The organism is Paenibacillus sp. YIM B09110 (assembly GCF_037167145.1).
In the GTDB taxonomy this organism is placed as follows: domain Bacteria; phylum Bacillota; class Bacilli; order Paenibacillales; family Paenibacillaceae; genus Pristimantibacillus.
In genome coordinates, this window is sequence record NZ_JBANSP010000004.1 from 62,807 (window position 1) to 87,479 (window position 24,673).

A 24,673-nucleotide genomic window follows, 5' to 3' on the forward strand; every position below is an offset into this window, starting at 1 on the left:
TTCCTCTTAAAATAAGAAGTAACGCTGAGCCATCGGAAGCACTTCGGCAGGCTCGCAGGTGACATGCTCCCCGTCGACCGTCACATGATACGTCTCCGGATCGACCTTCAGCGTCGGTGTCGCATCATTATGAATCATGTCCTTCTTCGTCACCGAACGGCAGCCCTTCACCGGCTCGATCCGCTTCTGAAGCCCAAGCTTCTCTGCTATCCCGCGATCATAAGCCGCTTGCGACACGAATGTAATCGAGCTGCTCTGCACAGCCTTGCCGAAGCTGCCGAACATCGGCCGGCCGAATACCGGCTGAGGCGTCGGAATCGAAGCATTAGGATCGCCCATCTGCGCATAAGCGATCATGCCGCCCTTCAGCACAAGGTCGGGCTTAACCCCGAAGAACATCGGCTGCCAGATGGCGAGATCGGCGAACTTGCCCGGCTCGATCGAACCGACGATATGCGAGATCCCATGCGTAATCGCTGGATTGATCGTATATTTGGCAATGTACCGTTTAATGCGGAAGTTATCGCCCTCTTCCGTGTCTGGAGCGAGCGGACCGCGCTGCTGCTTCATTTTGTCGGCAGTCTGCCAAGTACGGATGACGACTTCGCCTACCCGGCCCATCGCCTGGGAATCGGAGCTGATCATGCTGAACACGCCCATGTCATGCAATATATCTTCCGCCGCTATCGTCTCCGGCCGAATCCGCGAATCGGCGAAAGCGACATCCTCAGGTATGCTGCTGTCCAGATGATGGCAGACCATGAGCATATCGAGATGCTCCTCGATCGTATTGATCGTGAACGGGCGGGTCGGATTCGTCGATGACGGCAATACGTTAAGCTCGCCTGCAGCGACGATAATATCCGGCGCATGGCCGCCGCCCGCTCCCTCCGTATGGTACGTATGTATGGTCCTGCCGCCGATGGCCGCGAGCGTATCTTCAACGAACCCCGCTTCATTAAGCGTGTCGGTATGAATCGCGACTTGCACATCGTATTGATCAGCAGCTTGCAAGCAAGCATCAATGGCTGCCGGAGTTGTTCCCCAATCCTCATGCAGCTTAAGTCCAATCGCGCCCGCTTCGATCTGCTCAATGAGCGGAGCGGTGAACGAGGCGTTGCCTTTGCCCGTGAAACCGATATTCATCGCGAAATGCTCTGCCGCCTCCAGCATACGGCTCATATGCCAGGCTCCTGGCGTTACGGTTGTTGCATTCGTCCCGGTAGCCGGACCTGTCCCGCCGCCGATCATCGTCGTAACGCCGGACGATAATGCCGTCTCAATCTGCTGCGGACATATAAAATGAATATGAGAGTCGATGCCGCCCGCAGTAACGATTTTGCCTTCGCCTGCGATGACCTCCGTGCTTGCGCCAACTATTAAGTTCGGTGTTACGCCATCCATAATATCCGGATTTCCCGCTTTGCCTACGCCTACGATCAAGCCGTCCTTAATGCCGATATCTGCCTTCACAATGCCCCAATGGTCGATGATGACAGCATTCGTTATTAGCGTATCGAGCACGCCTTCATCCCTAAGCGCACCGCTGGACTGTCCCATGCCGTCACGAATGACTTTGCCGCCGCCGAACTTGCATTCATCGCCGTATATGGTGTAATCCTTCTCAATCTGCGCCCACAGCTCTGTATCGGCCAGTCTGACCGCATCGCCTGTCGTTGGGCCGAACATGGCAGCATAGCTTTGACGATCCATTCTGCTCATGCTTGTCCCCCTTCCCAAGCGGCGAGCCGCTCGCGAACGTCATCCGGCATTTGGCCCATCTCCGCTTTGCCGCGGCTTAAACCGTTTAGGCCGTATGCGAGCTTCGAACCGCCAAGCTCCACGAGCGTGATCGGTTTCTCCTCGCCAGGCTCGAAACGAACCGCCGTGCCTGCGGCAATGTCCAAGCGCATGCCGAAAGCTTGTTCCCGATTAAAGGACAATGCGCGATTCACTTCAAAAAAATGATAATGAGAGCCAACCTGCACAGGGCGATCGCCCGTATTCACAACGATAAGCTGTGCTCTTCTGCGGCCTGCGTTAAGCTCGATCTCTCCAGCAGCCGTCCGATATTGTCCTGGTATCAAGGCCATGCCCCCTTCACAATAATGTCCTGTCAGCCGCTTATCGGATGATGAATGGTTACCAGCTTCGTCCCGTCCGGAAACGTCGCCTCGACCTGTACTTCATGGATCATCTCCGGAATACCGGTCATGACCTGATCGCGCTTCAGTATAGTCGTCCCGTATTCCATAAGCTGCGCTACCGTCAAACCATCTCTAGCGCCCTCCATGATTTCAGAGGTAATGAGAGCGACGCTTTCCGGATAATTCAGCTTCACGCCGCGATTCATTCTGCGTCTAGCCAGATCCGCCGCAACTGTGATGAGCAGCTTTTCTTTCTCGCGTTCGGTTAACTGCATCGTTCCACCTCATCTTTTTCTCCTAATGTTTCCATTATAGACACCCCCACAATGGAAGTAAATAATTGATGTCATATTTAATGACATGTGCATACATGTATTTCCATAGAAAACGAATTTCCACTTGCGAAGGTGACATAAACTAGCCCTTGATGGCAACTCCATCTTATCTTCGCATGTTTGACGTACTGAAATCTAACATGCTAACTATCTTCAAGTTGGTCATTTGATTGGATTTCATCCAATGTAACAATACTAATCTGAAAAAAATGGACGTTTGAGTGGAATACATACAATTTAAACCGTTATTTTCAAACCAATTAACCTTTTGATTGGAGAAACGAGACTGTCAATTAACTGTTAACCAATTTAGATATGATCTCAATTTATATGATTTTTCACACAAGACCAGTAAAACAAAATGCAAACTGTCAATACGTATACGATTTATCATACAAAAGTGGTTAGATCATCCTCGCAGCCGATGATTTTGCACGATTTTTCGATCAAAACCCTTGATTTGACCTAACTGTAAGGTTGGTTTATACGATAAATCGTACAAGTACAACTATTGGTTAGTCACAATTAATCGACAGCCTCGAAACTCCATTCAAATCATGAGAAGAGGCCTTATTTAATAGAAGCTTATGCTTGTCAGTCTCCAGCATGCAAAAAAAATCCAGCCGCCGCATAAATGCCAGCAACTGGACTGCTCATCCATCTATATAGAAAACCAAACATTCATCTAACGGCCAATACCAATGAGCGTCTCTCCCATTATTCCGAGACTATTCTGAACAGCGGTGAGCAGTCCACCGTTCTGCCCGTTGAACCCAAGCTTGAACAACTGCTGCGTCTCTTCGAACCGCGATTCCGATGTTGCCGCCCCCATGACGACGGTGATTAACCTACGTCCGTCCTGCTTAGCCGTACCGGTAAAACAATAACCGGCCTCAGGCGTATAACCCGTCTTTAGACCGTCGTTGCCCGGATAGGCGAACGGCATATCTTCCAGCATCTGATTCGTAGTGGCAAGTCGTTGTCCAGAGGTCGCAAGCTTAATGCTGCTTTTGCTCGTCACTTCAAGCACCTCAGGATATTTATTCAACAGATGTCCGGCGAGCAGCGCGATATCGGAAGCAGTAAGCATTGTATCACCATCCGAAGCGGATTCGGCGAAAGGCGTCAGGTCGTTGCGATTCAATCCTGTCGCATTCGCGAATACAGCCTGCTCAGACACTCCGATTCGCTTCCCGCGGCTATTCATCAGGGCAACGAACTTCGGCTCGCTCCCCGCCACATACTCGGCAATGGCGACTGCAGCATCGTTAGCCGAATGAACGGTCAGCGCTTCGAACAATTCCCGTACCGTGAAGCTCTCACCGGCGTTAAAGCCAATCTGGGAGCCCGGTACGCCTGCCGCATATCGGCTCGTCGTTACATCTTCGTTCCAGTTCAGTGCGCCTTCGCCCACGAGATCGAGCACGATCAGCTCCGTCATCATTTTCGACATGCTGGCCGGCGGAAGCGCTTCGTCCGCATTTTTCTCGAACAACACCTCACCAGTGTCAGCATCCATCATGATCGCAGCCGTCGCCTCAACATGTAGCGCAGCCGCGCCAGTCTTTCCTTGCCAAACGTTAATCAAATAAAAACACGCTATAGCAACAACCGCGACTCCAACGACTCTCACCTTAAATCCGCCGCCGTTAGCATTCCGATTCGTTTGTCCTGCTTGTTGTCTCATTATGATTCATACCCCTCTCCTTCATGCTTGGCTTCATTATAGAAGCTGCAGTTTAAGGAGAACGTAAATAAATCATAAGAAAACCTTAAAATGATCTCACTATTCCTTAACAACCGGCAAGGTTACCCGGAATGCCGTCCGGCTCGCATCGCTGACCGCATCAATATATCCTCCATGCTTCTCGACGATGCTCTTTGAGATCGCAAGCCCGAGCCCCGAGCCGCCGGCCCACTCGGTACGCGACTTATCCGCACGGTAGAAACGTTCGAATATGTGCGGCAGATCAAGTGCGGAGATCGGCTCGCCGTAGTTGATGACTTCTACAGTGGCCTTCGACCCCGAAGCATCGCGCTGAACGCTCAGCTCCACCAGCTTGCCTTCCTTGCCGTATGACATCGCATTAGCGATTAAATTTTCGAATACGCGCACGAGCATGATCGGGTCTCCGCTAACGATCATCGATTTTTCAACCGTATGCAGGCGCCCTTCCATTCCCGCTTCCTGCAGCGGCATATGATACTGGACAAGCAACTGACCAAGCACTTCGATCAGATTGAAGCTTATACGCTGGATCGCCACGGAATCATGCCTCATGCGCGTATAATCGAATAAATCGTTGATGAGCACATTAAGCCGCTGCGACTTGTCATAGGCAATCTGCACATAATGGCGAAGCTCCACCTCATCCCGATATCGATCCTGCTCGATCAATCCCAAATACCCGAGAATGGAAGTGAGCGGCGTCCGAAGATCATGCGATACATTCGTGATCAATTCGTTCTTGGCCTGCTCTGCCCGACGCTCTTCCAATAGCGCTTGATCAAGTCTGCCAGCCATACGGTTCAGATTGCCAGCCATTGGTCCAAAGGGCGAGCGCGCATTCACTTCCATTTGGTAATCGAAGTCGAGTTGGCCGTTTGCGATCCGGCCTACCGTATCATTAATTGTTATCAGGTAACGATACTGCAACCATTGCAATATGAAAAAATAAACAAAAAATAAAATAACGCCAGCCGTATACGTCAATACGCTCATTCCGAAAATATCGACAATATCACGCAGGTAGTATCGAAATACCGTGCCGGAAACTAATGTTTCAACGACCATTAATGCAGCGGCAACCGAAACAACGGCCAGAATTATACTGAGCGCCAAATGCCAAATCAAGCGCCACATAAGACGCCAAGCGATGTTACCCTTCAATTTTGTAGCCAACCCCCCACACCGTAATAATGAGCTTTTCTCCAAGCTCCTTATCGAGCTTATCCCTCAGCTTGCTTATATGCACCATAACGGTATTGTTTGAATCAAAGTACTTCTCTTTCCATACATGATGGAAAATGTCCTCCGCGCTGTAGACGCGCCCCGGGTTGCCCGCAAGCAAATATAGGATGCCGAATTCCGTAGACGTGAGATGCAGCGCCTTGCCGTTCACTTCCGCCGTATGGCTAAGCCTGTCGATGCGGAGAGGGCCGAGACGCAGCTCGCGATCTTCGCGCGCAGACACGACCGCTTCTGCCGGAGGCGTATTGTACTGGTACGAACGGCGCAGCAAGGAGCGTACCCGCGCAAGCAGCTCAAGCGGATTAAACGGCTTGATCATATAATCGTCCGCACCCGTCATCAGTCCCATTATTTTGTCCATATCCTGCGTCTTCGCGCTCAGCATGAGAATCGGCACGGCTTGATCCTGCCGCAGTCGTCTGCATACTTCAAGTCCGTCCATCTTGGGCATCATAATATCGAGAATGACGAGATCGAACGAGTGCTTCGCGAATGTATCCAGTGCCTGTTCACCGTCATAAGCTTTCACCGTCTCGAACCCTTCGTTTTTCAAATAAATTTCGATCAGATCGGCAATTTCCCGCTCATCGTCTACAATTAATATGCGTCGATCCACTTTTAACCACCCTTTCGTCATTGAGTCCGCAAGCTTTGATGAGCTCACTATACAGGATTCGATTCGACATGTCCTGTCGTACGGCGCAATTTCACAATGTTTAAGCGTTTCTTAATGTTTTCTTTAGCTTTCTTCCCCTTTGCCATACGTTGCCTAACGCTTCATTAATGAGCAGGCAACTCTGTAGCCAACGGTTGTCCGATATGATAAACTGGTGAGTATCGATGTTTTTTGTAACGTCATGCATGCATGACGAATTTTATTATTCCACAATGATCCAATTATGTTAAGGGGGCTTTATAATGGCGGCTAAAAGAATGCGTTCAGACATGATCAAAAAAGGATTCGACCGCGCACCGCATCGCAGCTTATTGCGTGCCGCAGGCGTTAAAGAGGAAGATTTCGACAAGCCTTTTATCGCAGTTTGCAACTCCTATATCGATATTATTCCCGGTCATGTGCATCTTCAAGAATTCGGCAAGCTCGTTAAGGAAGCGATCCGCGAAGCTGGCGGCGTACCTTTCGAATTCAACACAATCGGCGTTGACGACGGTATAGCAATGGGCCACATCGGCATGCGCTACTCGCTCGCAAGCCGCGAGATCATTGCAGACTCGATCGAGACGGTCGTTAACGCGCACTGGTTCGACGGCATGGTCTGTATTCCGAACTGCGACAAAATTACGCCAGGGATGATCATGGGCGCGCTTCGCGTCAATATTCCTACGATGCTTGTCAGCGGCGGACCGATGAAAGCCGGCAAAACATCCGACGGCCGTTCGATCTCGCTATCCAGCGTATTCGAAGGCGTTGGCGCTCACCAAGCAGGCAAAATCAACGACGAGCAATTGTTCGAGCTTGAGGCATTCGGTTGTCCGACTTGCGGATCATGCTCCGGTATGTTCACAGCGAACTCGATGAACTGTTTGGCTGAAGGCCTCGGCCTTGCATTGCCAGGCAACGGCACGATTCTTGCCGTATCCCCGGAACGTAAAGAATTCGTTAAAGATGCTGCTCGCCAGCTTATGAAAATTATCGATCTCGGCATCAAGCCGCGCGATATCGTTACGAAAGACGCAATCGACAACGCATTTGCGCTTGACATGGCAATGGGCGGATCGACTAATACTGTACTTCACACGCTTGCTATCGCTCACGAAGCAGGCATTGAATACCCAATCGAGCGCATCAACGAAGTAGCAGAGCGCGTTCCGCATCTAGCTAAGATCGCTCCTGCATCCGATTGGCACATCGAGGACGTGCACGAAGCAGGCGGCGTTAGCGCCGTTCTGAACGAGCTGTTCAAGAAGGAAGGCGCATTGGTCGGCACTACATTGACGGTTACAGGCAAGACGCTTCGCGAGAACGTTGAAGGCTGCGAGATCCAGAATACGGAAGTCATCCACACGATCGACAACCCGCATACTGCTCGCGGCGGCCTAGCTGTATTGTTCGGCAACCTTGCTCCTAACGGCGCAATCATTAAGACAGGCGCAGTCGACAAGTCGGTTGGCGGCTACCACAAAGGTCCTGCTATCTGCTTCGATTCCCAAGACGATGCGCTTCACGGTATCGCTAACGGCAAGATCAAAGAAGGCCACGTTGTTGTCATCCGTTACGAAGGACCGCGCGGCGGCCCTGGTATGCCTGAGATGCTCGCTCCTACGTCGCAAATCGTCGGTATGGGACTAGGCGCGAAAGTTGCCCTTATCACAGACGGACGTTTCTCCGGCGCATCCCGCGGCATCAGCATCGGCCACGTATCGCCAGAAGCGGCTGAAGGCGGACCAATCGCTTTCGTACAAGACGGCGACATCATCGAGATCGACATGAACAACCGTACGATGGACCTGCTCATCAGCGACGAAGAGTTCGAGAAACGCCGCGCCGCATGGCCTGGCTTCGAGCTTAAGATCAAACGCGGCTACCTTGCGCGTTACGCTCACCTCGTTACATCCGCAAGCACGGGCGGCGTAATGAAAATGTAATTTGCTTAACCGATAATACGAAGGCGGAACATGGGATCCCATGTTCCGCCTTTTTGTGTATTTACATTCTGCAAAGAAAAAAAGCCGGTATATAAAGGAGTTACCCTCGATATACCGGCAATATTTTAACAATAATACCATTCCGATCCGTTCTTATATGGCTGTTGTCTTCGTACCTAATTGAGCAGCCTCGTCGGCAGCTGCGCCAATCGATCTTTCCACGGCGTCCGTGAGACGCTCGGTTTCCTCTTGCAGCTTATTAAGCTTATTCGTCGCATAACGTCTGATCGTCGAAGCCGGCATGAGCAGCATCCGAGGGGAGAACGCCTCTTTGTTCTGGCTTTGCTTCTTCTTCAGTGTTCGCGGCTTGTTCGTCAACACACTCATCAGAACTTTCAAATAAACTCTTGTAACGCGAGCGAACCAACCTTCAGGCAGATGGAATATTTCGAAGCCAAGGCGATCTGCGCCCCGGTGTATCATCGTAACGCCGTACACGGCCTTAATGTCCTGCGCTTCCGCATCCACAGCCAACTGATCTGCGAGCTGCGGCAAAGCTTCATCGATCTCGCGCAGCATCTTAATGCCCGCCGCAAGAGGCGACTTCGCCTGCATCGCAATGCTGGACAACATTTTGTTGTCAAAATGCAGCTCGGCTATATGATCGCCCTTCACAATGCGGCTGCCTTCTTCCAACTGCACAGGCTCTCCGTTATACTTCGTAACGCGATAATAAAAGGTTGGATCGCCTTTTCCAACCTGCTTCAACCGGAACATCACATGATAAGCTTTTTCGTATACGAGCCATACCGAGATGAGACTTCTTTTCCAAATCGACGCATGTCCTACGCGAGCCGCCTCTGTCAGCTTGATCATCTCGTCGATGCCGATGAAGCGAAAGCCTTGTTTCGTGCCTTCCTCCAAATACGACTCGAGCGCAATCAGCATGTTCTTTGGCGCCTCGGGATCCGCTCCAAACGTTCTTCCGCAATCATGCAGCAGCAGTACTTCGCCCGGATTCAGTCGCTTCATCATCCGTTTCTTCAGCTTCTCGGCCCCTACGTTCATCTTCCAATCACTGAACATCGCCGACCACAAAATAATGTGCAAATACCCTGCTTTCGCAAAGTCGAATACGTTTACGATCCCCCAAGGCGGACGATAATAAATCGAACGCTTGCCAGTCGCTTTCTCGATGATGTCGTTCGTCATCTCAATCTGACGTTGAACGGTGCGCGGCCTCATCAGCCAGTTGGACTTGTGAACATAATTATGAATGCCGATAACATGCCCTTCCGCTTTCATTCGAGACAACAGCTCTTCCTGTCCCTCCGCATGCGAGCCAACGACAAAAAAAGTCGCCTTCGCATTGTAGCGAGCGAGCAAATCAAGCAACTCCGGCGTGAACACGGAATCCGGACCGTCATCGAACGTCAATGCGATCTCTTTATCCACGCGTCCGCGCTTGAATACGCGATAGCCGAACGTCCGGCTAATAAGTCCAGGCAGGAACGCATATAAAGTCGCAAAATATAAAATCCACAACAACAAATTTACCATTTGTTTTCCCCACCGTTATATGATTTAGTCGACGAATGGATAGCGGTACAAAACAACAACGATAACTTTAATTGTAGCATATTGCACTAAAAAATAGGCATTTTTTTAAAAACTATAGTACAATCTTATTGGAAATATGAATTTGGAAGAAGGAGCCACGACATGCTGCCATTTTATAAAAAATATTGGAGAACGGCGTTCGACATTGCGTTGATCGCACTCACGGTCTATCTCATTATGTACTCATTCAGCTATTTGTATCGGATTGCGACTCCGATTTTTTTCTCCTTCCTAATCTTTATGTGCATCGAGCCGCTTGCCCGCCGATTGAACAAGCTCGGCATTAAGAAGTCGATTGCAACCGGCATCTCGATATTATTGTTTATCATTCTAATCCTTGGCGCTTTCTCCGGCGCCGCTTACCTGATAACGAAGCAAGGCTCGGAGCTGATCGACAACTTTCCGAAGTATCAGGAGATGCTCGAGAAGCAAGTCGCCAAGAGCACCGCTCAAATTCAAGAACAGCTGGAGACGCTTCCGCCGAACTTAAATCTTGTCGAGCGCTCGACCGATCTTATTAGCGGCATTTCCGACTATTTGGGGAGATTCGGCAAAACCGTCCTGCTTAATTTAGTCAATTACGTTTCTTCGTTTTCCGCGTTTGTCGTAAACGTCGTTATCGGTACGATCCTCGCCTACTTCTTAAGTATCGAGATTAAATCATGGAAGAAAACGGCCGAAGACAAAACGCCAAAAACGTTCAAAAAGGTGTTTTTCTTCCTGCGCGACAACGTGTTCAAAGGAATCGCGCTATACATTAAAGCGCAAGCTAAAATGATCAGCATCACATTCATCGTCATTTTAGTCGCGCTCGTGCTGCTTGGCGTCGAGAACGCATTCGTCATTTCGGTCGTAGCTGCGATCTTCGATATATTGCCATTGCTTGGAGTCGGAACGGTGTTCATCCCTTGGATCATTTATTTGATTATCGTCGGCAAAATATCGCTCGCGATTTGGTTGTCGGCTTTATTCCTTGTTGTCGTCATTACACGCCAAATATTAGAACCAAAAATAACGGGTGATTCCCTTGGCGTATCCGCCTTCACGATGCTTGCGTTCATGATCGTTTCTTTGAAACTATTCGGCATCTCAGGCGTTATTTTGTCACCAATTCTGATGATCCTCATTAAGTCGCTATACGATCAGGGTTACTTCCACCGCTGGATTCGAGCGCCGCTTGGCGAGTTCGACACAGCTTCCGCCGAAGGGGATGCGGGCGGCGAGGCTGCCGGTCAGAGCAAGGCCAGCACAACGTTAACCGCCGAGTCGGCAACGGGACTTGCGGGCACGGATAAGAAGGAATAATAAAAGCGGTGGCGCAGGTTGAACCTGTACCACCGCTTTTTTTGTCCTAACCGCACGATGTTTAACGCAAGTTAGCGCTTCATCTCTTTTTCGTTGTGGGCGGCGATATCCATGACGCCGCGGAACAGCTTGGTCGCCTGATGCGGACTGCCAGGCGTACGGTTCGCCGCAAGCACGGCAACGGCGTAGCGGGGCGACTTGACCGGGCCGTAGCCCGTGAACCACTGGTGGTTCAGGGGTATGCCCGCTCGCTCGGTCTGGGCGGTGCCGGATTTGCCGGCTACCGTCCAGACCCCATGGCGGATCGATCGACCGGTTCCATGGTCGACGACCTCCCGCATGCCGCGCAGCAGCGCATGGGCCGTGCCCGCATGGATGCGGACACGCCCGCCCTGCGCCCGCTGCGCGGGCAGCTTCACCATCCGCTGGCCGTTAGCATAGCGGATCTCGCTGACAAGGCGCGGCTCCATGACGCGCCCCTCGTGCAGCAGCGTCACGATCAAATTCGCCGCCTGAAGCGGCGACATTCTCACGTCCCGCTGCCCTATGCCGCTCTGCGCCATAACGCCGCCATCTACGGCGGCAAGTGCCTGCTGCGACACTCCCCCCGTCGCGCCTCTATCAACACCCGCGAAGAGCTGTCCCTGCTCTTCCTCCTCAAGCAGCCTAAGCGGCCTGCGGAACGGTCCGAACGGCTTGTCCCGATGCCAGCCTGCCTTGCGCCCGATACCAAGCGCGTAGGCTACACGCTGCAGCTCTGCGGCTCTCATACGCTCAGCTATCGTAGCAAACACGATATTGCAGGACTGGGCAAGGCCTTCCTGAAGCGTAATCGTTCCATGGCCGCCCTCCTTCCAGCAGCTAAGTCCGTATTTGCCGTACTCGCCATTGCAATGGAACTTCTCCTTCCTGCTGACGACGCCGGCTTCCATTGCTGCTGCCGCCGTCACAAGCTTAAAGATCGAGCCCGGAGCAACAGCCGTCAGAGCATGATTACTCCACTCGCTGCCGTCCGATGATTCGAATTGCCCAGGCTTCAGCTTCGGACGGGACACCATCGCAATGACGTCGGCATTGTCAGCGTCGAGTACGACAATCGCGCCTTCCTTAAGCCCCTGCTCGTCTGCATAGGCCTCCAGCTTATTTTGCAAAATCAAATCAATGGTCGTCTGCACCTTCAGCGGGTAATAGTTATTTCCTGGCTGCGTAATCCGATAGTCTAGACCATGGACAGGCGCATTCCGGCCATCGATGAAATAAGACACCGAAGTTGCGCCGATACCATGCAGCAGCTTGTCTAGCGACTTCTCAAGTCCCGCCCCGCCAACCTGCTCATTCAGCTTCCGCTTCCCGCTTGCAAGCTCCTTCGAGTGGTTGGCGGTCAGCCACTCCGGATGCTGGCTTGTGAAGCCGATCATATGCTTCGCCTCGAAGCCGCTCACATAACGATTCCGATATGGCAGCACGCTTACGCCGTTTAGACCGAGACGCTCAATCGCCTCAGCTTGCTCCGCTTTAAGCCGCAGCGGCAGCTTTCCGTCACCTGCCGTCCAGAACACCGGCTCGCGGACCGCATCCCAATAGCTTTGCAGTTGCTCATGAGACACGCCGAGCAGTACCGCAAGCTGGCGAACTGCCCCCTCGCCCCCCCTTGCGTCCGGGCGTACAGGAAAAAAAGCAGCAGCCGAATACGTTTCACCGGTAATCGCCTGCCCGTAGCGGTCGACAAAATCACCTCTACCGCTGTCGAGCACAAGATTACGCTGCCGCTGAATAACCGATAGCCGCTGCCACCCGCCCCGATTCACGGCAGCATGAACCGCCGCTTGCGAACTCCAAGGCAATAATTGCAGCCATGCAAGACGTACAATGAATAAGATCATAATACAAAATAGAACGAGCGCCGCCGCCCATACTCGTCTTGATATCCCTTTTGCCATAAACCCTAATCTCCCTTGCTTGCCTGTTACGTACAGTATCTCCCTTCTCCCCTGATCACCAAACCTCCTAGACAGCGCTTTTCGCGTATGCGGTTATTCGTGGTCAAAAAAAAACGCCGATCATCCGATCGACGTTTCCCTTTATTTCGGCTTTTGTCCGCTCGCTTTACGAAGCTCGTTCGCTAATCGATTGAACTCTTTGCGAGCCTCCTTGTTGGTCGTTGCCATATAAGAAGCAGACAAGAAAGCAATGATTTTGTTAGCGTCCTCCACAGAGAGCGATGCAATTCCCTCCTCCGGTTCATTTGGCTCCGTTACCGGCGGCTCGGGTTCAGGCTTCGGCTCTGCAACCACAAGTGGGATATAAGCGACACCGAACAGCTGGCAAATGCCCTTCGCCAGCTCGACCGCACACTCCGCGCGATAAGCCTCCGACAGCAGCAGCAGCAAGGCATCCTCCATATTTGTCATAAAACCATGCTCGACAAGGACCGCAGGCATAGTCGTCTCGCGCAGCACATGGAAGTTCGCTTCCTTGACGCCTCTATTTGGCAGCCCTGTCCCTTGAATCAACTGATTATGAATAATTTTGGCCGCTTGTTGACCAGAGATTTTGCCGGGATAATGATAAGTTTCAATGCCTCTTACGTTGTTCCAGCCGTCGCCATACGCATTCGCATGAATGGAAATGTAGAAGTCGGCTTTCGCTTTATTCGCCGTATTCGTACGATTGCCAAGCGGGATGTCCGTGTCTCCCGGTGCAACGAGCAGCGTCTGAAAGCCGCAGCGCTTTAAATGCACGTCCAGCTGCGCAGCCACCGCTCTATTGAATTCGTTTTCCCTCATGACCGTACCATCGGGAAGAGACGGCGTTCGCTTGCCAGGGGTCTCCAGTCCATGACCGTCATCTATTGCTATTAATTTAACCATCTTCATCCTCCTCTCGTTCTCTATCCTATGAGTTTGCATGAACAGCTGTGATAGCTAGTTATCAAAGATAGACGTTTTGCGAGGATCTCGTTTAAGCAAAAAAAGCCCGTCTAACCGCAAATTTCACGGTATTAGACGGGCTCCTCCTATTATGATTCGATTTTGAATGCGGACAACGATTCCTTCAGCTCGCGCGATACAGCGTCAAGCTTCTCGGACAGATGCACCAAGCTTTGGCTTACGCTAAGCTGCTCGCTGCTGAGCGATGCCACTTCTTCTGATGTTGCCGAGGATTCCTCAGCTACGGCACTTACATTCGTCATCGCTTCCGCCATAACCCCCTGTGCTTCATCCAGCTTGCTGATCGACTCAGTTGCCATATCCAGCTTCTGAACGAATTGACCCATCTGACCTTGTACCGTCAAGAAGATTTGGTTCGCTTCCTTAACCGAGCCAATCTGCTCTTGGAACAACGGATAAGCATCCGACAGCACGCTTACCGTCTCGTCAATTTCCTTCCGAATCTTCTCTGTAATCTTAGCAACTACGTCGATAGATTGACGGGACTGATCAGCCAGCTTGCGGATTTCGTCGGCTACGACCATGAATCCTTTACCCGCAGCCCCTGCTCTAGCAGCTTCAATCGTTGCGTTTAGCGACAAAATGTTAGTTTGCTTTGTTAAGTTGTTAAGCACGTCGAGAATCTTAACGATAGAGCCTGTGCTTTCTTTAAGCGCATCAACCTTCTCGACCATGGAGCGCGTCATTTCCTCGGTCATGCCCGTCTTCTGAATGAGAACGCCCATGTAGGTTGTACCTTGCTTACTTGCATGGTCGACCTCGCCCGCCGATCTTGCCATTTGCTCATTGGCTTCGATAACCTGCTTCATCTGCTCGTTAATATTGTTCGTAAGATCTGTGCCTCTCTCAGCTTCCATTGCAAGGCTAGTTGCTCCGCCTGCAATCTCCTCTGTCGCGACTGCGATCTCCTTCGCCGATACGGATGTCTTGCGGGAAGCTTCACTCAACTCGGTTGCCGTACTAAGCACATCCTCCGCCGAACGCGTCGTCTGCTGAGCCAGTGCCGTAATCTGCGTCATCATCAGGTTAAAGCTGCTGCCAAGCTCACCGATCTCGTCTTGGCGTGTCTTCATCCGTGATCGAACCGTCAGGTTGCCGCGCGCTCCTTCGTTCATCAGATTGCGTATGTTCACGAGCGGCTGAGCAATTGTCGTAAGGACAAGGGCACCGATTGCGATTGCAATCAATACAGCTACCGCTGCAGTAATCCATGTCATATTGCGAATAACTTTCGCGTCTTTCACAAGCTCGTTGACCGGAATCGTTCCGACCAGCTTCCAATCCATCGTTTCGAATGTTTTGTAGGCTGCCAGCACGTCGTCGCCGTTCTGAGCCGAGGTCTTAATCGAGCCTTCCCACGCTTCTTCACCTTCTGTAGGCAACCCAATGCTTGCAGGCTGGCCAATCAGCGTTTCATCCAGGTTGGCAACATAATTGCCTGCTTCATCAATAATCGACATTTGGCTGCCTTCGCCAAGCCGCACATCCTTATAACGCTCACTTAGGCTGTTCAATCCAATGTCAATGAGAAGCACGTAAGACGCTTCATTCGACGTACTGTCCTTAATCAACCGGCTTACGCCAAAGGAAGCTTGCCCTGCTGTCGTGGATAATCCATTTGCCTGTGGAGCAATCCATACCGTCTTGCCGGAGCCGTCAATCGCCTTTTGGAAAAATTCGCTCTTCATAAGCTCTTCGGCCTTTGTCGTCGTGGAGCTGCCTACCGTCACGATGTCCAATTCAGGAACGATCGGCAGCAGCACCATGCCAAGAATTGAATTATTGCCCATAACATAGCTTTGCATCTTGTCGCCTAGCTTGCGACTCGCCTCGAACTTCGTGTAATCGTCTTCCCCTTCTAGAATCGAACGCACGATCGTATGGAAATCCTTGTCGATCAAAATTTGAAGCGATAAATCTTCATATGTTTTATAAATAACGTCTAGATTGCTTGCTACCTGATTAACGGTTTGGAAGCTTGCATCCGATACTTTGCGTTCTACGATTGATTTTGCTTGCGAGTATGCCATTAGCCCTACCGTCAATACGCAGGCGATGATGGAGCAAAAAATGATTAAAAACAGCTTTGTCCCGACCGACTTAACCGGGTTGGATATCTTCGTTTCTTTGAGCGCGCCTCCTACCGACTGCAACAAACCTGTTGCTTTCTTTAACCCTGTTTGCGCTTTCAAAACGGCTGCTGATGGGTTGTCGTTAACGCCCTTGGGCAGTTTTTGCTTCTTTTCTTTTTTGGGCTTTTGCTCTTTATTCTCTTTGCTCTTCATTAGGAAAGACACCGCCTTTTTAATTGTTAGCCTATAAGGATTCGTCTGATGCTAGCGAATCTTGCCGATATTTGGAATACCTATTTACAGTCTATTATTTTATATCGGAAGATACTTGTCAATTAGAAATAATAGATTTAAAAAAAGCCTTATCTTCTGCAGAAGATAAGGCTTTAGTCCTAGTAATTAATTATGTTTGCTCCAATTCGGATCGCTGTTCTCCAGTAAATAAGCAAAATCGTTTTCTTTACGCTTCTGCTCCTGTGCCTTGCGCTCCTCTTCCTCTTGGCGAGCTTGCAGCTTCTTGGCAGCTTCCTGCTGTTTCAGCTCCTCCGCTTGCCCTTTAAGCTTCTTGATCGTATCTGCATTCAGCAAGTCGCCCAACAACAGCCCATTATCCTTCTCTTCCTTCGGCTGCGTACTCTTGAATGGCGCCCCTTGCTTTTTCTTGTGCTTGGCCATTTGCGCTCCCTCATTGCGAATGATTATTTTTTGCCGATCTTCTTGCGCATCATATCCATCGCCTTAACCGGTTCGCTGGTACGAATGCGGATATGCTGCAGCGGATGACGAGCAGCGTCAAGCTGCTGCCCTTCCGTATCGAACAATTCGGTAATGGTCTGCTTGAAGAATCTGCCGCCCGGTCCGACAAACTCCACCTCTTGTCCCGGTTTAAAGTGATTTCGTTGCTGTACGGTTGCCAATCCCGTCTCTGCATCGTAATCGACGACAATGCCTGCGAAGTCATAAGGCGCAGCCTTCTCTTCCGGCTCGTATATATGATCCTCCGCACCCGGCGTATCGAGGAAGAAGCCTGTATTCAGCGGACGGTTCGCCGCCTTGTTGATCTCTTCCACCCACTCTTGCTTCAGCTCAAATTGTTCAGGATCGGCAAAGTACGCATCAATCGCTTGACGATATACGTTAACAACCGTTGCAACGTAATGAATGCTCTTCATGCGGCCTTCAATCTTGAAGCTGTCTACGCCAACCTCGATCAGCTCCGGCAAATATTCGATCATACACAAGTCCTTGGAGCCCATCGTGAATTGATCCTCGCCTTCGCCGTACAACGGCGCGTCATCCACGAACAAATCGTACTTCCAGCGGCATGATTGGCAGCAGCCCCCGCGATTCGAATCGCGGTCTGTGAAATGGTTCGACAGCACGCATCGGCCCGAATACGAGGAGCACATCGCGCCGTGGATGAAAGCTTCGATTTCGATATCGACATGCTTCTTAATTTCTTCGATTTCTGTGAAGCTTGTCTCGCGGCCAAGCACGACGCGCGGCAGTCCTTCTTCTTTCCAGAATTGCACGGCTTGCCAATTCAGCGTCGATTGCTGCGTGCTTAGATGCACCTCAAGGAGCGGCGCTACTCGCTGCGCCGTCTCGATTATAATCGGATCAGCTGCAATGATGGCGGAGATTCCAGCCTCCTGAAGAGCCCGCAAATAATCCTCTAGCCCTGCAATATCCTCATTATGGGCATATATATTCGTCGCTACGAACACTTTCGCACCATATCGGTTCGCGAATTCGACGCCTTCCTTCATTTCGGCGAAGCTGAAGTTGTCCGCATTCGAACGCAAACCGTATTTCTGCCCTCCGATATATACCGCATCCGCGCCATAATGAATAGCAAATTTTAGCTTCTCCAAATTTCCCGCAGGAGCAAGCAGCTCCGGTTTATCCAGCCTATGGCGTTTCCCCTGATAACGCGGGGTTGTTTTTGTCGTTGCTGTCAATTGTTGTCCCACCTTTCTATCAATACACTTGCTCTTTAAAGAAGAAACCATAAGTTAGTTCGCGCTTCGGATCTTGAACCTCGCGAATGTCGTCAAGCCATTGTTCTTGGAATTCATAGCTTTCCGGATCGGCTGTATAGGCATCTATCGCTTTGCGGTAAGCCCGTACGACCGTTTCATTATATTCAATCGGCTTCATTAAGCCCTCAATTTTCAAGCTGTCCACGCTGACTTCAAGCAGCTCATGCAGCGCATCCAGCATACAGATGTCGCCAGAGCTCATAATATGCGTACCGTTAGCGTCCTCATAGATTGGAAACCTCTCGTCAGGGCGTTCGGCCTCCATCACATACAGGCCGCGCTCCAAGCTCGAGTCATCAAGCTTCTCCGGCTCTTGCTGATGCTCCATGTAGCTGTTCACAAGCGAACGCTTGGAGTGATAAATGTTCGTCATGCCGTGCACTTGAACCTCAATCGGCAGTTTCGTATTCGCTTTGATATCAACGATCTGCTCCATATTAAGCTCGCGGGCAAGCACGAAACGAGTTGCTCCTCTGCGACCCCAATAATCAGCAGTCGCATAGTTAGTCGATGTCATCTCCGCATTCCAATGAAGAGGCATGCCCGGCGCATTCGCCCGAGCTGCCATTAGAACGGCTGGATCGCCGAACACGATGGCATTTACACCTGCTGCCGCAAGGCCGGATATATAAGCCGGCAATGACTCGATTGTTGCATTATCGATCAGATTGTTAATGACAACATATATTTTGACGCCGCGCGGCTTCGCAAGCTTAACCGCATCAGCTATCATTTCCAAAGTGAATTGTCCCGCGAGTCTAGCGCCGTAACGCGACTCCCCTATAACGAACGCATCAGCGCCCGCTTCCATTAACCGCTCCAGCTCTTCCATCGAGGCAGCCGTCGTTAGTAATTCCGGCTTGTAAGCCATCTTCCATTCCTCCCAGGCGAATCTCATAAAACAGCTTCGCGCAGCAAGTCGCAGGGGCCCATTGTATCCCCTAGACTTGCCGCGCTAACTAATCTTGCATGACACAACGTTAACCCGCTGTCTCGTTGCTCTTATCGATATTTCTCAAATGCTCTTGGTACGTCTTCGCGAACAGATGCGTCTGCGTGCCGTCCTTCTTCGTTACATAATAAAAGTATTCGGAAGGCTCCGGATTCAATGCCGCTTCAATCGAAGCTATGCTTGGACTTGCAATCGGTCCCGGCGGCAACCCGTTAATCTTGTACGTATTATAAGGACTTTCGATTTGCAGGTCTTTCTCCATTAGCCGTTCTTTAGGCTTGTCCAACAGATATTGAACGGTAGCGTCAATCTGAAGCGGCATTCCTTCGGCTATGCGGTTATAGATGACGCCTGCAACAAGCGCGCGCTCCTCATCGGCGACAACCTCTCGTTCAATAAGCGAGGCAATTGTCAGAAGCTCATGCAATGTCAGCTTCTTCGCCTCCAGCTCATCCGTCCAATCTTCAGACAGCTCGCCTAACTTCCGATCAAGCTCGCTTGTCATGCGCTTAATAATGTCTTCCTCCGTACTGCCGACCTTCATCTCGTAGGTCTCAGGGAACAAGTAGCCTTCCAGCCGCTGATGCAGCTCGGCATTATCCGGAATTTGACGAACAGACTCCGCATCGCCCCATGCTGTCTGACTAGCTGCAAGGTCTAGAAACTTCGCCTTGTCGATCAAGTCCTGTTCGGCAAGCTTATCGGCAATTTGGAGCACGGTGAAGCCTTCCGGAATCGTAAAGTGAATCGTCTCTGCCTGCACCGTATCGCCAGCGTTCAGCTTCGCGATAATGGCGTCATGCTCCATCCCGGGATTCAGATCGTATTGCCCGGCTTGGAACCTAGCTCCTTGATCGTTCAGCTTCAAGTAATATTTGAAAATAAATGAATTGCGAATAATGCCTTGCTCTTCCAGCAAATCGGAAACTTTAATGGCAGACATCCCTTTAGCAATTTCGATTCGCTTCGTTTCCCCTGCAGCTGTCGGCTGCAATCCGTTCCAGATGTAGTAGGCAACACTGCCGGCACCGACAATGATTATGCCTAGCAAGCTCAATATGACCCACATCGTGATGCGGCTGCGCTTCGGACCGGAACGAGCCTTACCTTCGCTCTGCTCCTGCCGATGAATGGACTTGTCCAACCTGTTAACCCTCCTCGACACTTATGACAAACGAATTGAGAAAAACTTCTATCGGAGTAAATCAATGATGAGCGATCTAAAAGTTTGCGCAGCAAACTCACTTCGGAAGCAAAGAAGTTTTTATCGCCAATCGGAATGATTAAGTTTTTTAAGCTTTATCGCTTTAAAGAACTTAATCATTCCGACGTGGTCATGAAAAAGAGCGGTTGTAGACCGCCCTTTTTCTTGCTTGTATATCGCTTGCGGTCGCTTAAGGCATTTGATCGTCTGCAAAGAGCAGATCGTCATAGGCCTCGGCAGCCGCTTCCCATTCTTCATCGTCCTCGATCGTTTCAAGCTCCGGCTCTTCGCCGTCCTGAATGACTCGGAACAGCTCCACTTCATCTTCGCCGCTCATAGCCTCAGACTGGAGCGCTGCGTATACGATGTCGCCTAGTTGGAATTCAGCCTTAATTACGTACAGCTCCATTCCGCCGTCCTCAGCGACAAGCTCAATCTCCTTGCCGAATGCTTCCTTAAGCACGGACAGACGTTTTGGCGCTCCGCCTTCAGTCGTAGACATTAATCCTGCTCCTCTATTTCGCCGAGCAGCGTATTGAATGTCTCCTCGACCATATTCCACTCTTCCTCGTCCTCAATCGTGTAGAGCTTGAGATCGTCGCCTTCTTCTTCGTAACGGAAAGCGTACACCTCGTCCTCTTCCTCGTTGTCGCTGGCAAGCGGAACGACCATCATATATTTTTGATCCGAGCCGTCAACTTCGAACTTCATGATGACTTCGAATTCTTCCTCGTTGCCGTCCTCATCCGGAATATAAATAATTTCCGGCTCTTCAAACTGCATGTCGTCCTTTGTCATCGTTACCCTCACCTTTTCGTTTTAGAATCGAGATAATTTTGCAAAATCAGCGTCGCCGCCATTTTGTCCACGACTAGCTTGCGCTTCTTCCGGCTGACGTCCGCTTCGATAAGCGTCCTCTCGGCTGCTACCGTCGTCAGCCGTTCATCCCAAAGGTGAACTGGTATGTTTAGTTTCTGCTGGATCTGATCTGCAAATGCGATGCAAATTTCGCCACGCGGCCCGATCGTTCCGTTCATGTTCTTCGGCAAGCCGACAACGATCTCGCTAACCTCATGTTCCTTCACCAGCTCGGCAATGCGGTCGAATTCTCCCCCATCGCGCCTGCGCTCGATGACGCCCGTTCCTTGCGCCGTCCATCTGAACGCATCGCTTATCGCGACGCCGATGTTCCGATCTCCGTAATCCAATCCCATCAATCTCATCTCTTGCGTTGGCTCCTAAGCTTAATCGTATTGTTCTTATGGTACAAGCGCGAGACCTATGATTTCTTAGAATTCAAGTAGAAGCGGACAAGCTCTTCAATTAATTCGTCCCGTTCCTTCTTGCGGATTAAACTTCTGGCGTTGTTGTGCCGCGGAATATACGCAGGATCTCCGGACAACAAATACCCAACGATTTGGTTGATCGGGTTGTATTCCTTCTCTAGAAGCGCTTCGTGTACGGCAAGCAGGATGTCTCCAGAAGAAGATTCTACTCCCTCCGCCTTCACATTAAACTTCATCGTTTGGTCCATTGAACTCATCGCCAGCACCTCGCTTTCCAAAACTGCATTTACAAGCGCCTAAGGAGGCGTAAAGCGCGTTTCCTTGCTTTTGCCCCCTTATTCGGCTAGATATACATCCTTATCATATCACATTTGCGCTGCTTACAACTAGTTCTTCCGCAAGTTTCAACGCTTCATCGAGCTTGGATGCGTCTTTGCCGCCTGCTTGGGCCATATCCGGGCGGCCGCCGCCGCTTCCGCCGCAATGAACAGCCGCTTCCTTCACGATCTTGCCGGCATGGAAGCCTTTCTTCACGAGATCAGCTGACACCGCTGCCGCCAGGTTCACCTTATCGTCCTGCACAGCGCCAAGCACAATGACGCTCGAAGGAAGCTTCACTTTGAGCTCGTCAACGATGCTGCGCAGCGCGTCCATCGAAGGAGCGCTGACTTTAGCGCTAAGCACCGAGATGCCGTTAACCGTCTTCGCTTGCGATTCAAGTGATCCCGCTTCGATGCGGCTAAGCTTAGCTTGCAGCGATTCGTTCTCGCGTGACAATTCTTTCACTTGACCGAACAAGGCTTCAATCCGCTTAGGCACATCGGACGTGTTCGACTTAAGAAGAGCCCCCGACTGCTTCAACAGATCGAGCTGGCCTTCCAAGTAGTTATAAGCATGCTTGCCGGTTACCGCTTCGATACGTCTTACGCCGGAGCCGATACCGCTCTCGCCCAGAAGCTTGAACAATCCGATCTGCGACGTGTTCGTTACATGGCAGCCTCCGCATAGCTCGAGGCTGTAGCTGCCGACTTGCACGACGCGTACAACGTCGCCGTACTTCTCGCCGAATAGCGCCATAGCGCCCATTGCTTTCGCTTCGTCAAGGGATTTGTTCTCGATTGTAACGCCCGTGCTAAGCCAAATCTGCTCGTTCACTCGACGTTCGATGTCGACAAGCTCTTCTGCCGTAATGCTGCCGAAGTGCGAGAAGTCGAAGCGCAGACGCTCGGCTTCTACGAGCGAGCCCGCTTGGTTAACGTGATCGCCGAGCACTTCCTTAAGCGCTTTGTGCAGCAAGTGTGTTGCCGTATGATTTTTGATAATATCCTCGCGGATCGGCTTCGCTACGACAGCTTGCACCGTCTCTCCTGACCGTACCGATCCAGACGATACGACCGCATGATGAACGGTTTGGCCGTGCGGCGCTTTCGTCACGTTCTCGACTTGCAGCGTGAAGCCATTGCCCGTAATCGTACCGCGGTCGCCGATCTGACCGCCGCTCTCCGCATAGAATGGCGTGCGGTCAAGAATAACGATTACCTGGCTTCCTTCGCCAGCCGCTTCAACCATTTCCTCACCGGCAACAATAGCCGTGATTTGGGACTCAGTTACCAGTTCATTATAGCCAACAAATTCGCTTTTAACCGTGAAGTCGGACAACGGTCCGCCTTGCACCTTCATGCTGCCAGTCTCGCGACGGCCGCCGCGGCCGCGCTCGCGCTGCTGCTCCATGGCTTCATCGAAGCCTGCGCGATCAACGGTCATCCCGTTCTCTGCAGCGAAGTCTTCCGTCAAATCGAAGGGGAAGCCGTACGTATCGTATAAGCGGAACGCATCGTCGCCGCTAATCTCTTTACTTCCCGCCTTCGTTGCTGCAGCTACCAGCTCAGCGAGCATGGCAAGGCCGTCGGACAACGTTTCATGGAATCGTTCTTCCTCTGTACGGATAACGCGCTCGATAAACTCGCGTTTGTCTACCACCTCTGGGTAATAAACGCCCATCACTTCGCCTACGATACCTGTCAATCCATAAAGGAATGGACGGTCGATGCCGATGGTCTTGCCGTAGCGCACAGCGCGGCGGAGCAAACGGCGGATAATGTAGCCGCGCCCTTCGTTCGACGGCATAACGCCGTCTCCTACCGCGAATACAACCGTACGGATATGGTCGGCAATGACTTTAAGAGCAACGTCATGGTCTTCGTTAACATGATATTTAACATTTGCAAGGGAACAAGTACGATCGATAATCGGCATGAACAAGTCCGTATCGAAGTTCGAGTCCACATCTTGAAGAATCGAAGAGAAACGCTCCAGCCCTGCGCCAGTATCAATATTTTTATTCGGAAGCGGCGTATAGCTGCCGTCTTTGTTATGATTGAATTCAGAGAATACGATATTCCATACTTCGAGGAAGCGCTCATTCTCGCCTCCTGGCCAGCATTCAGGATCGGATAGATCTCCGTATTTGTCGCCGCGGTCGTAGAAGATTTCGGTACACGGACCGCAAGGGCCTTCGCCAATATCCCAGAAGTTCTCGTCCAGCTTGTAGATGCGTTCCGCCGGAAGGCCGATCTTCTTGTTCCACAGCGCGAAAGCTTCTTCATCTTCTGGATAGACCGTTACAGACAGACGCTCCGGATCGAAGCCGATCCATTGCGGACTCGTCAAGAACTCCCAGCCCCACGTTATTGCATCTTCCTTGAAATAGTCGCCAATAGAGAAGTTGCCCAGCATTTCGAAGAACGTATGGTGACGGCGAGTCTTGCCTACGTTCTCGATGTCATTCGTGCGAATGCATTTTTGCGAGTTCGTAATGCGCGGATTCTCCGGCACGACGCGTCCGTCGAAGTAAGGCTTAAGCGGTGCCATGCCTGCGTTGATCCATAGCAAGGACGGATCGTTATGCGGCACAAGCGATGCGCTTGGTTCGATTTTGTGGCCTTTGCTTTCGAAGAAAGCAAGCCATTTGGCACGTATTTCACTAGCTTTCATAATAAGTACGCCTCCTCTATTGTGGGAAAACAAAAAACGCCCCTGTCAGAGACAGGGACGAAATGTATTCGCGGTACCACCCTGGTTATTGCTGCGCCGTTATTCCACGCACATGCAATCGCCTTAGCAGACGATAACGGGTCCAACCGGCGAAGTTCATTCACGCTCCGAAATCAGCTTTCGGCCGCTC

General features: G+C 51.2%; 21 protein-coding genes. 2 read left to right on the top strand and 19 right to left on the bottom strand.

What is annotated here, in order from left to right; translation table 11 throughout:
• Window positions 1-6: 6 nt before the first annotated feature.
• From ureC to V8F51_RS07045, 6 genes are all read right to left on the bottom strand, one after another.
• Window positions 7-1,722: an urease subunit alpha gene (gene ureC / locus V8F51_RS07020; RefSeq protein ID WP_337099449.1), complete on the bottom strand. Its 1,716-nt coding sequence runs from the start codon at window positions 1,720-1,722 to the stop codon at window positions 7-9.
• Entirely contained in the window at window positions 1,719-2,087 is a 369-nt protein-coding gene (locus tag V8F51_RS07025; protein WP_337099450.1) for an urease subunit beta, read from the bottom strand. The genes ureC and V8F51_RS07025 overlap by 4 nt, the downstream gene beginning before the upstream one ends.
• A 29-nt stretch (window positions 2,088-2,116) precedes the next feature.
• Window positions 2,117-2,422: an urease subunit gamma gene (locus V8F51_RS07030; protein WP_337099452.1), complete on the bottom strand. Its 306-nt coding sequence runs from the start codon at window positions 2,420-2,422 to the stop codon at window positions 2,117-2,119.
• Window positions 2,423-3,167: 745 nt separating this feature from the next.
• Window positions 3,168-4,169, bottom strand: a complete 1,002-nt coding sequence (locus V8F51_RS07035; RefSeq protein ID WP_337099454.1) for a D-alanyl-D-alanine carboxypeptidase family protein — start codon at window positions 4,167-4,169, stop codon at window positions 3,168-3,170.
• 99 nt (window positions 4,170-4,268) lie between these two features.
• Window positions 4,269-5,345: a sensor histidine kinase gene (locus tag V8F51_RS07040; protein ID WP_337099456.1), complete on the bottom strand. Its 1,077-nt coding sequence runs from the start codon at window positions 5,343-5,345 to the stop codon at window positions 4,269-4,271.
• Between the two features lie 16 nt (window positions 5,346-5,361).
• Window positions 5,362-6,090 carry a response regulator transcription factor gene (locus V8F51_RS07045; RefSeq protein WP_337099458.1) on the bottom strand — a complete coding sequence of 243 codons (729 nt, stop codon included), beginning with the start codon at window positions 6,088-6,090 and terminating at the stop codon, window positions 5,362-5,364.
• 281 nt (window positions 6,091-6,371) lie between these two features.
• On the opposite strand from V8F51_RS07045, the gene ilvD reads away from it, so the two are divergent.
• Entirely contained in the window at window positions 6,372-8,057 is a 1,686-nt protein-coding gene (gene ilvD, locus V8F51_RS07050) for a dihydroxy-acid dehydratase (RefSeq protein ID WP_337099459.1), read from the top strand.
• Between the two features lie 153 nt (window positions 8,058-8,210).
• On the opposite strand, the gene V8F51_RS07055 is transcribed toward ilvD, so the two are convergent.
• On the bottom strand, window positions 8,211-9,617 hold the full coding sequence (locus tag V8F51_RS07055) for a polysaccharide deacetylase family protein (RefSeq protein WP_337099461.1): 1,407 nt from the start codon (window positions 9,615-9,617) through the stop codon (window positions 8,211-8,213).
• 162 nt (window positions 9,618-9,779) lie between these two features.
• Here V8F51_RS07055 and ytvI point away from each other — a divergent pair, with 162 nt between their 5' ends.
• Window positions 9,780-10,982, top strand: coding sequence for a sporulation integral membrane protein YtvI (gene ytvI / locus V8F51_RS07060; RefSeq protein WP_337099463.1), 1,203 nt, complete (start codon window positions 9,780-9,782; stop codon window positions 10,980-10,982).
• 71 nt (window positions 10,983-11,053) lie between these two features.
• On the opposite strand, the gene V8F51_RS07065 is transcribed toward ytvI, so the two are convergent.
• From V8F51_RS07065 to alaS, 12 genes are all read right to left on the bottom strand, one after another.
• The gene (locus V8F51_RS07065) at window positions 11,054-12,922 is read right to left on the bottom strand and encodes a peptidoglycan D,D-transpeptidase FtsI family protein (RefSeq protein WP_337099465.1); all 1,869 of its coding nucleotides are present in this window, start codon (window positions 12,920-12,922) and stop codon (window positions 11,054-11,056) included.
• Window positions 12,923-13,063: 141 nt separating this feature from the next.
• A complete protein-coding gene (locus tag V8F51_RS07070; RefSeq protein ID WP_337099466.1) occupies window positions 13,064-13,852 on the bottom strand; it encodes an N-acetylmuramoyl-L-alanine amidase family protein in 789 nt (262 codons plus the stop codon).
• Window positions 13,853-14,001: 149 nt separating this feature from the next.
• Window positions 14,002-16,218 (bottom strand): methyl-accepting chemotaxis protein, encoded by a 2,217-nt coding sequence (locus V8F51_RS07075; protein ID WP_337099468.1) that lies wholly within the window; start codon window positions 16,216-16,218, stop codon window positions 14,002-14,004.
• A 186-nt stretch (window positions 16,219-16,404) separates the two neighbouring features.
• The gene (locus V8F51_RS07080) at window positions 16,405-16,680 is read right to left on the bottom strand and encodes a DUF3886 domain-containing protein (protein WP_337099470.1); all 276 of its coding nucleotides are present in this window, start codon (window positions 16,678-16,680) and stop codon (window positions 16,405-16,407) included.
• 23 nt (window positions 16,681-16,703) lie between these two features.
• Window positions 16,704-17,966 (bottom strand): peptidase U32 family protein, encoded by a 1,263-nt coding sequence (locus V8F51_RS07085; protein WP_337099471.1) that lies wholly within the window; start codon window positions 17,964-17,966, stop codon window positions 16,704-16,706.
• Window positions 17,967-17,985: 19 nt separating this feature from the next.
• The gene (locus tag V8F51_RS07090) at window positions 17,986-18,918 is read right to left on the bottom strand and encodes a peptidase U32 family protein (protein WP_337099472.1); all 933 of its coding nucleotides are present in this window, start codon (window positions 18,916-18,918) and stop codon (window positions 17,986-17,988) included.
• Window positions 18,919-19,027: 109 nt separating this feature from the next.
• The gene (gene mltG, locus V8F51_RS07095) at window positions 19,028-20,068 is read right to left on the bottom strand and encodes an endolytic transglycosylase MltG (RefSeq protein WP_337099828.1); all 1,041 of its coding nucleotides are present in this window, start codon (window positions 20,066-20,068) and stop codon (window positions 19,028-19,030) included.
• 325 nt (window positions 20,069-20,393) lie between these two features.
• Entirely contained in the window at window positions 20,394-20,705 is a 312-nt protein-coding gene (locus V8F51_RS07100) for a DUF1292 domain-containing protein (RefSeq protein ID WP_337099473.1), read from the bottom strand.
• On the bottom strand, window positions 20,705-21,001 hold the full coding sequence (locus V8F51_RS07105; protein ID WP_307200178.1) for a DUF1292 domain-containing protein: 297 nt from the start codon (window positions 20,999-21,001) through the stop codon (window positions 20,705-20,707). The genes V8F51_RS07100 and V8F51_RS07105 overlap by 1 nt, the downstream gene beginning before the upstream one ends.
• 8 nt (window positions 21,002-21,009) lie before the next feature.
• Window positions 21,010-21,426: a Holliday junction resolvase RuvX gene (ruvX, locus tag V8F51_RS07110; protein WP_337099476.1), complete on the bottom strand. Its 417-nt coding sequence runs from the start codon at window positions 21,424-21,426 to the stop codon at window positions 21,010-21,012.
• A gap of 56 nt (window positions 21,427-21,482) precedes the next feature.
• A complete protein-coding gene (locus tag V8F51_RS07115; RefSeq protein WP_307200181.1) occupies window positions 21,483-21,746 on the bottom strand; it encodes an IreB family regulatory phosphoprotein in 264 nt (87 codons plus the stop codon).
• Between the two features lie 103 nt (window positions 21,747-21,849).
• A complete protein-coding gene (alaS, locus tag V8F51_RS07120) occupies window positions 21,850-24,483 on the bottom strand; it encodes an alanine--tRNA ligase (RefSeq protein WP_337099478.1) in 2,634 nt (877 codons plus the stop codon).
• Window positions 24,484-24,673: the final 190 nt, after the last annotated feature.

Excerpts from the sequence above, each read along its gene's own strand:
- ytvI (WP_337099463.1), top strand. The coding sequence starts at position 9,780 with ATGCTGCCATTTTATAAAAAATATTGGAGAACGGCGTTCGACATTGCG.
- V8F51_RS07075 (WP_337099468.1), bottom strand. The coding sequence starts at position 16,218 with ATGAAGAGCAAAGAGAATAAAGAGCAAAAGCCCAAAAAAGAAAAGAAG.
- V8F51_RS07065 (WP_337099465.1), bottom strand. The coding sequence starts at position 12,922 with ATGGCAAAAGGGATATCAAGACGAGTATGGGCGGCGGCGCTCGTTCTA.
- V8F51_RS07080 (WP_337099470.1), bottom strand. The coding sequence starts at position 16,680 with ATGGCCAAGCACAAGAAAAAGCAAGGGGCGCCATTCAAGAGTACGCAG.
- V8F51_RS07040 (WP_337099456.1), bottom strand. The coding sequence starts at position 5,345 with ATGTGGCGCTTGATTTGGCATTTGGCGCTCAGTATAATTCTGGCCGTT.
- ilvD (WP_337099459.1), top strand. The coding sequence starts at position 6,372 with ATGGCGGCTAAAAGAATGCGTTCAGACATGATCAAAAAAGGATTCGAC.
- alaS (WP_337099478.1), bottom strand. The coding sequence starts at position 24,483 with ATGAAAGCTAGTGAAATACGTGCCAAATGGCTTGCTTTCTTCGAAAGC.
- V8F51_RS07105 (WP_307200178.1), bottom strand. The coding sequence starts at position 21,001 with ATGACAAAGGACGACATGCAGTTTGAAGAGCCGGAAATTATTTATATT.
- V8F51_RS07055 (WP_337099461.1), bottom strand. The coding sequence starts at position 9,617 with ATGGTAAATTTGTTGTTGTGGATTTTATATTTTGCGACTTTATATGCG.
- ureC (WP_337099449.1), bottom strand. The coding sequence starts at position 1,722 with ATGAGCAGAATGGATCGTCAAAGCTATGCTGCCATGTTCGGCCCAACG.
- V8F51_RS07030 (WP_337099452.1), bottom strand. The coding sequence starts at position 2,422 with ATGCAGTTAACCGAACGCGAGAAAGAAAAGCTGCTCATCACAGTTGCG.
- ruvX (WP_337099476.1), bottom strand. The coding sequence starts at position 21,426 with ATGAGATTGATGGGATTGGATTACGGAGATCGGAACATCGGCGTCGCG.
- V8F51_RS07045 (WP_337099458.1), bottom strand. The coding sequence starts at position 6,090 with ATGACGAAAGGGTGGTTAAAAGTGGATCGACGCATATTAATTGTAGAC.
- V8F51_RS07115 (WP_307200181.1), bottom strand. The coding sequence starts at position 21,746 with ATGAGTTCAATGGACCAAACGATGAAGTTTAATGTGAAGGCGGAGGGA.
- V8F51_RS07090 (WP_337099472.1), bottom strand. The coding sequence starts at position 18,918 with ATGGCTTACAAGCCGGAATTACTAACGACGGCTGCCTCGATGGAAGAG.
- V8F51_RS07070 (WP_337099466.1), bottom strand. The coding sequence starts at position 13,852 with ATGGTTAAATTAATAGCAATAGATGACGGTCATGGACTGGAGACCCCT.
- mltG (WP_337099828.1), bottom strand. The coding sequence starts at position 20,068 with ATGTGGGTCATATTGAGCTTGCTAGGCATAATCATTGTCGGTGCCGGC.
- V8F51_RS07100 (WP_337099473.1), bottom strand. The coding sequence starts at position 20,705 with ATGTCTACGACTGAAGGCGGAGCGCCAAAACGTCTGTCCGTGCTTAAG.
- V8F51_RS07035 (WP_337099454.1), bottom strand. The coding sequence starts at position 4,169 with ATGAGACAACAAGCAGGACAAACGAATCGGAATGCTAACGGCGGCGGA.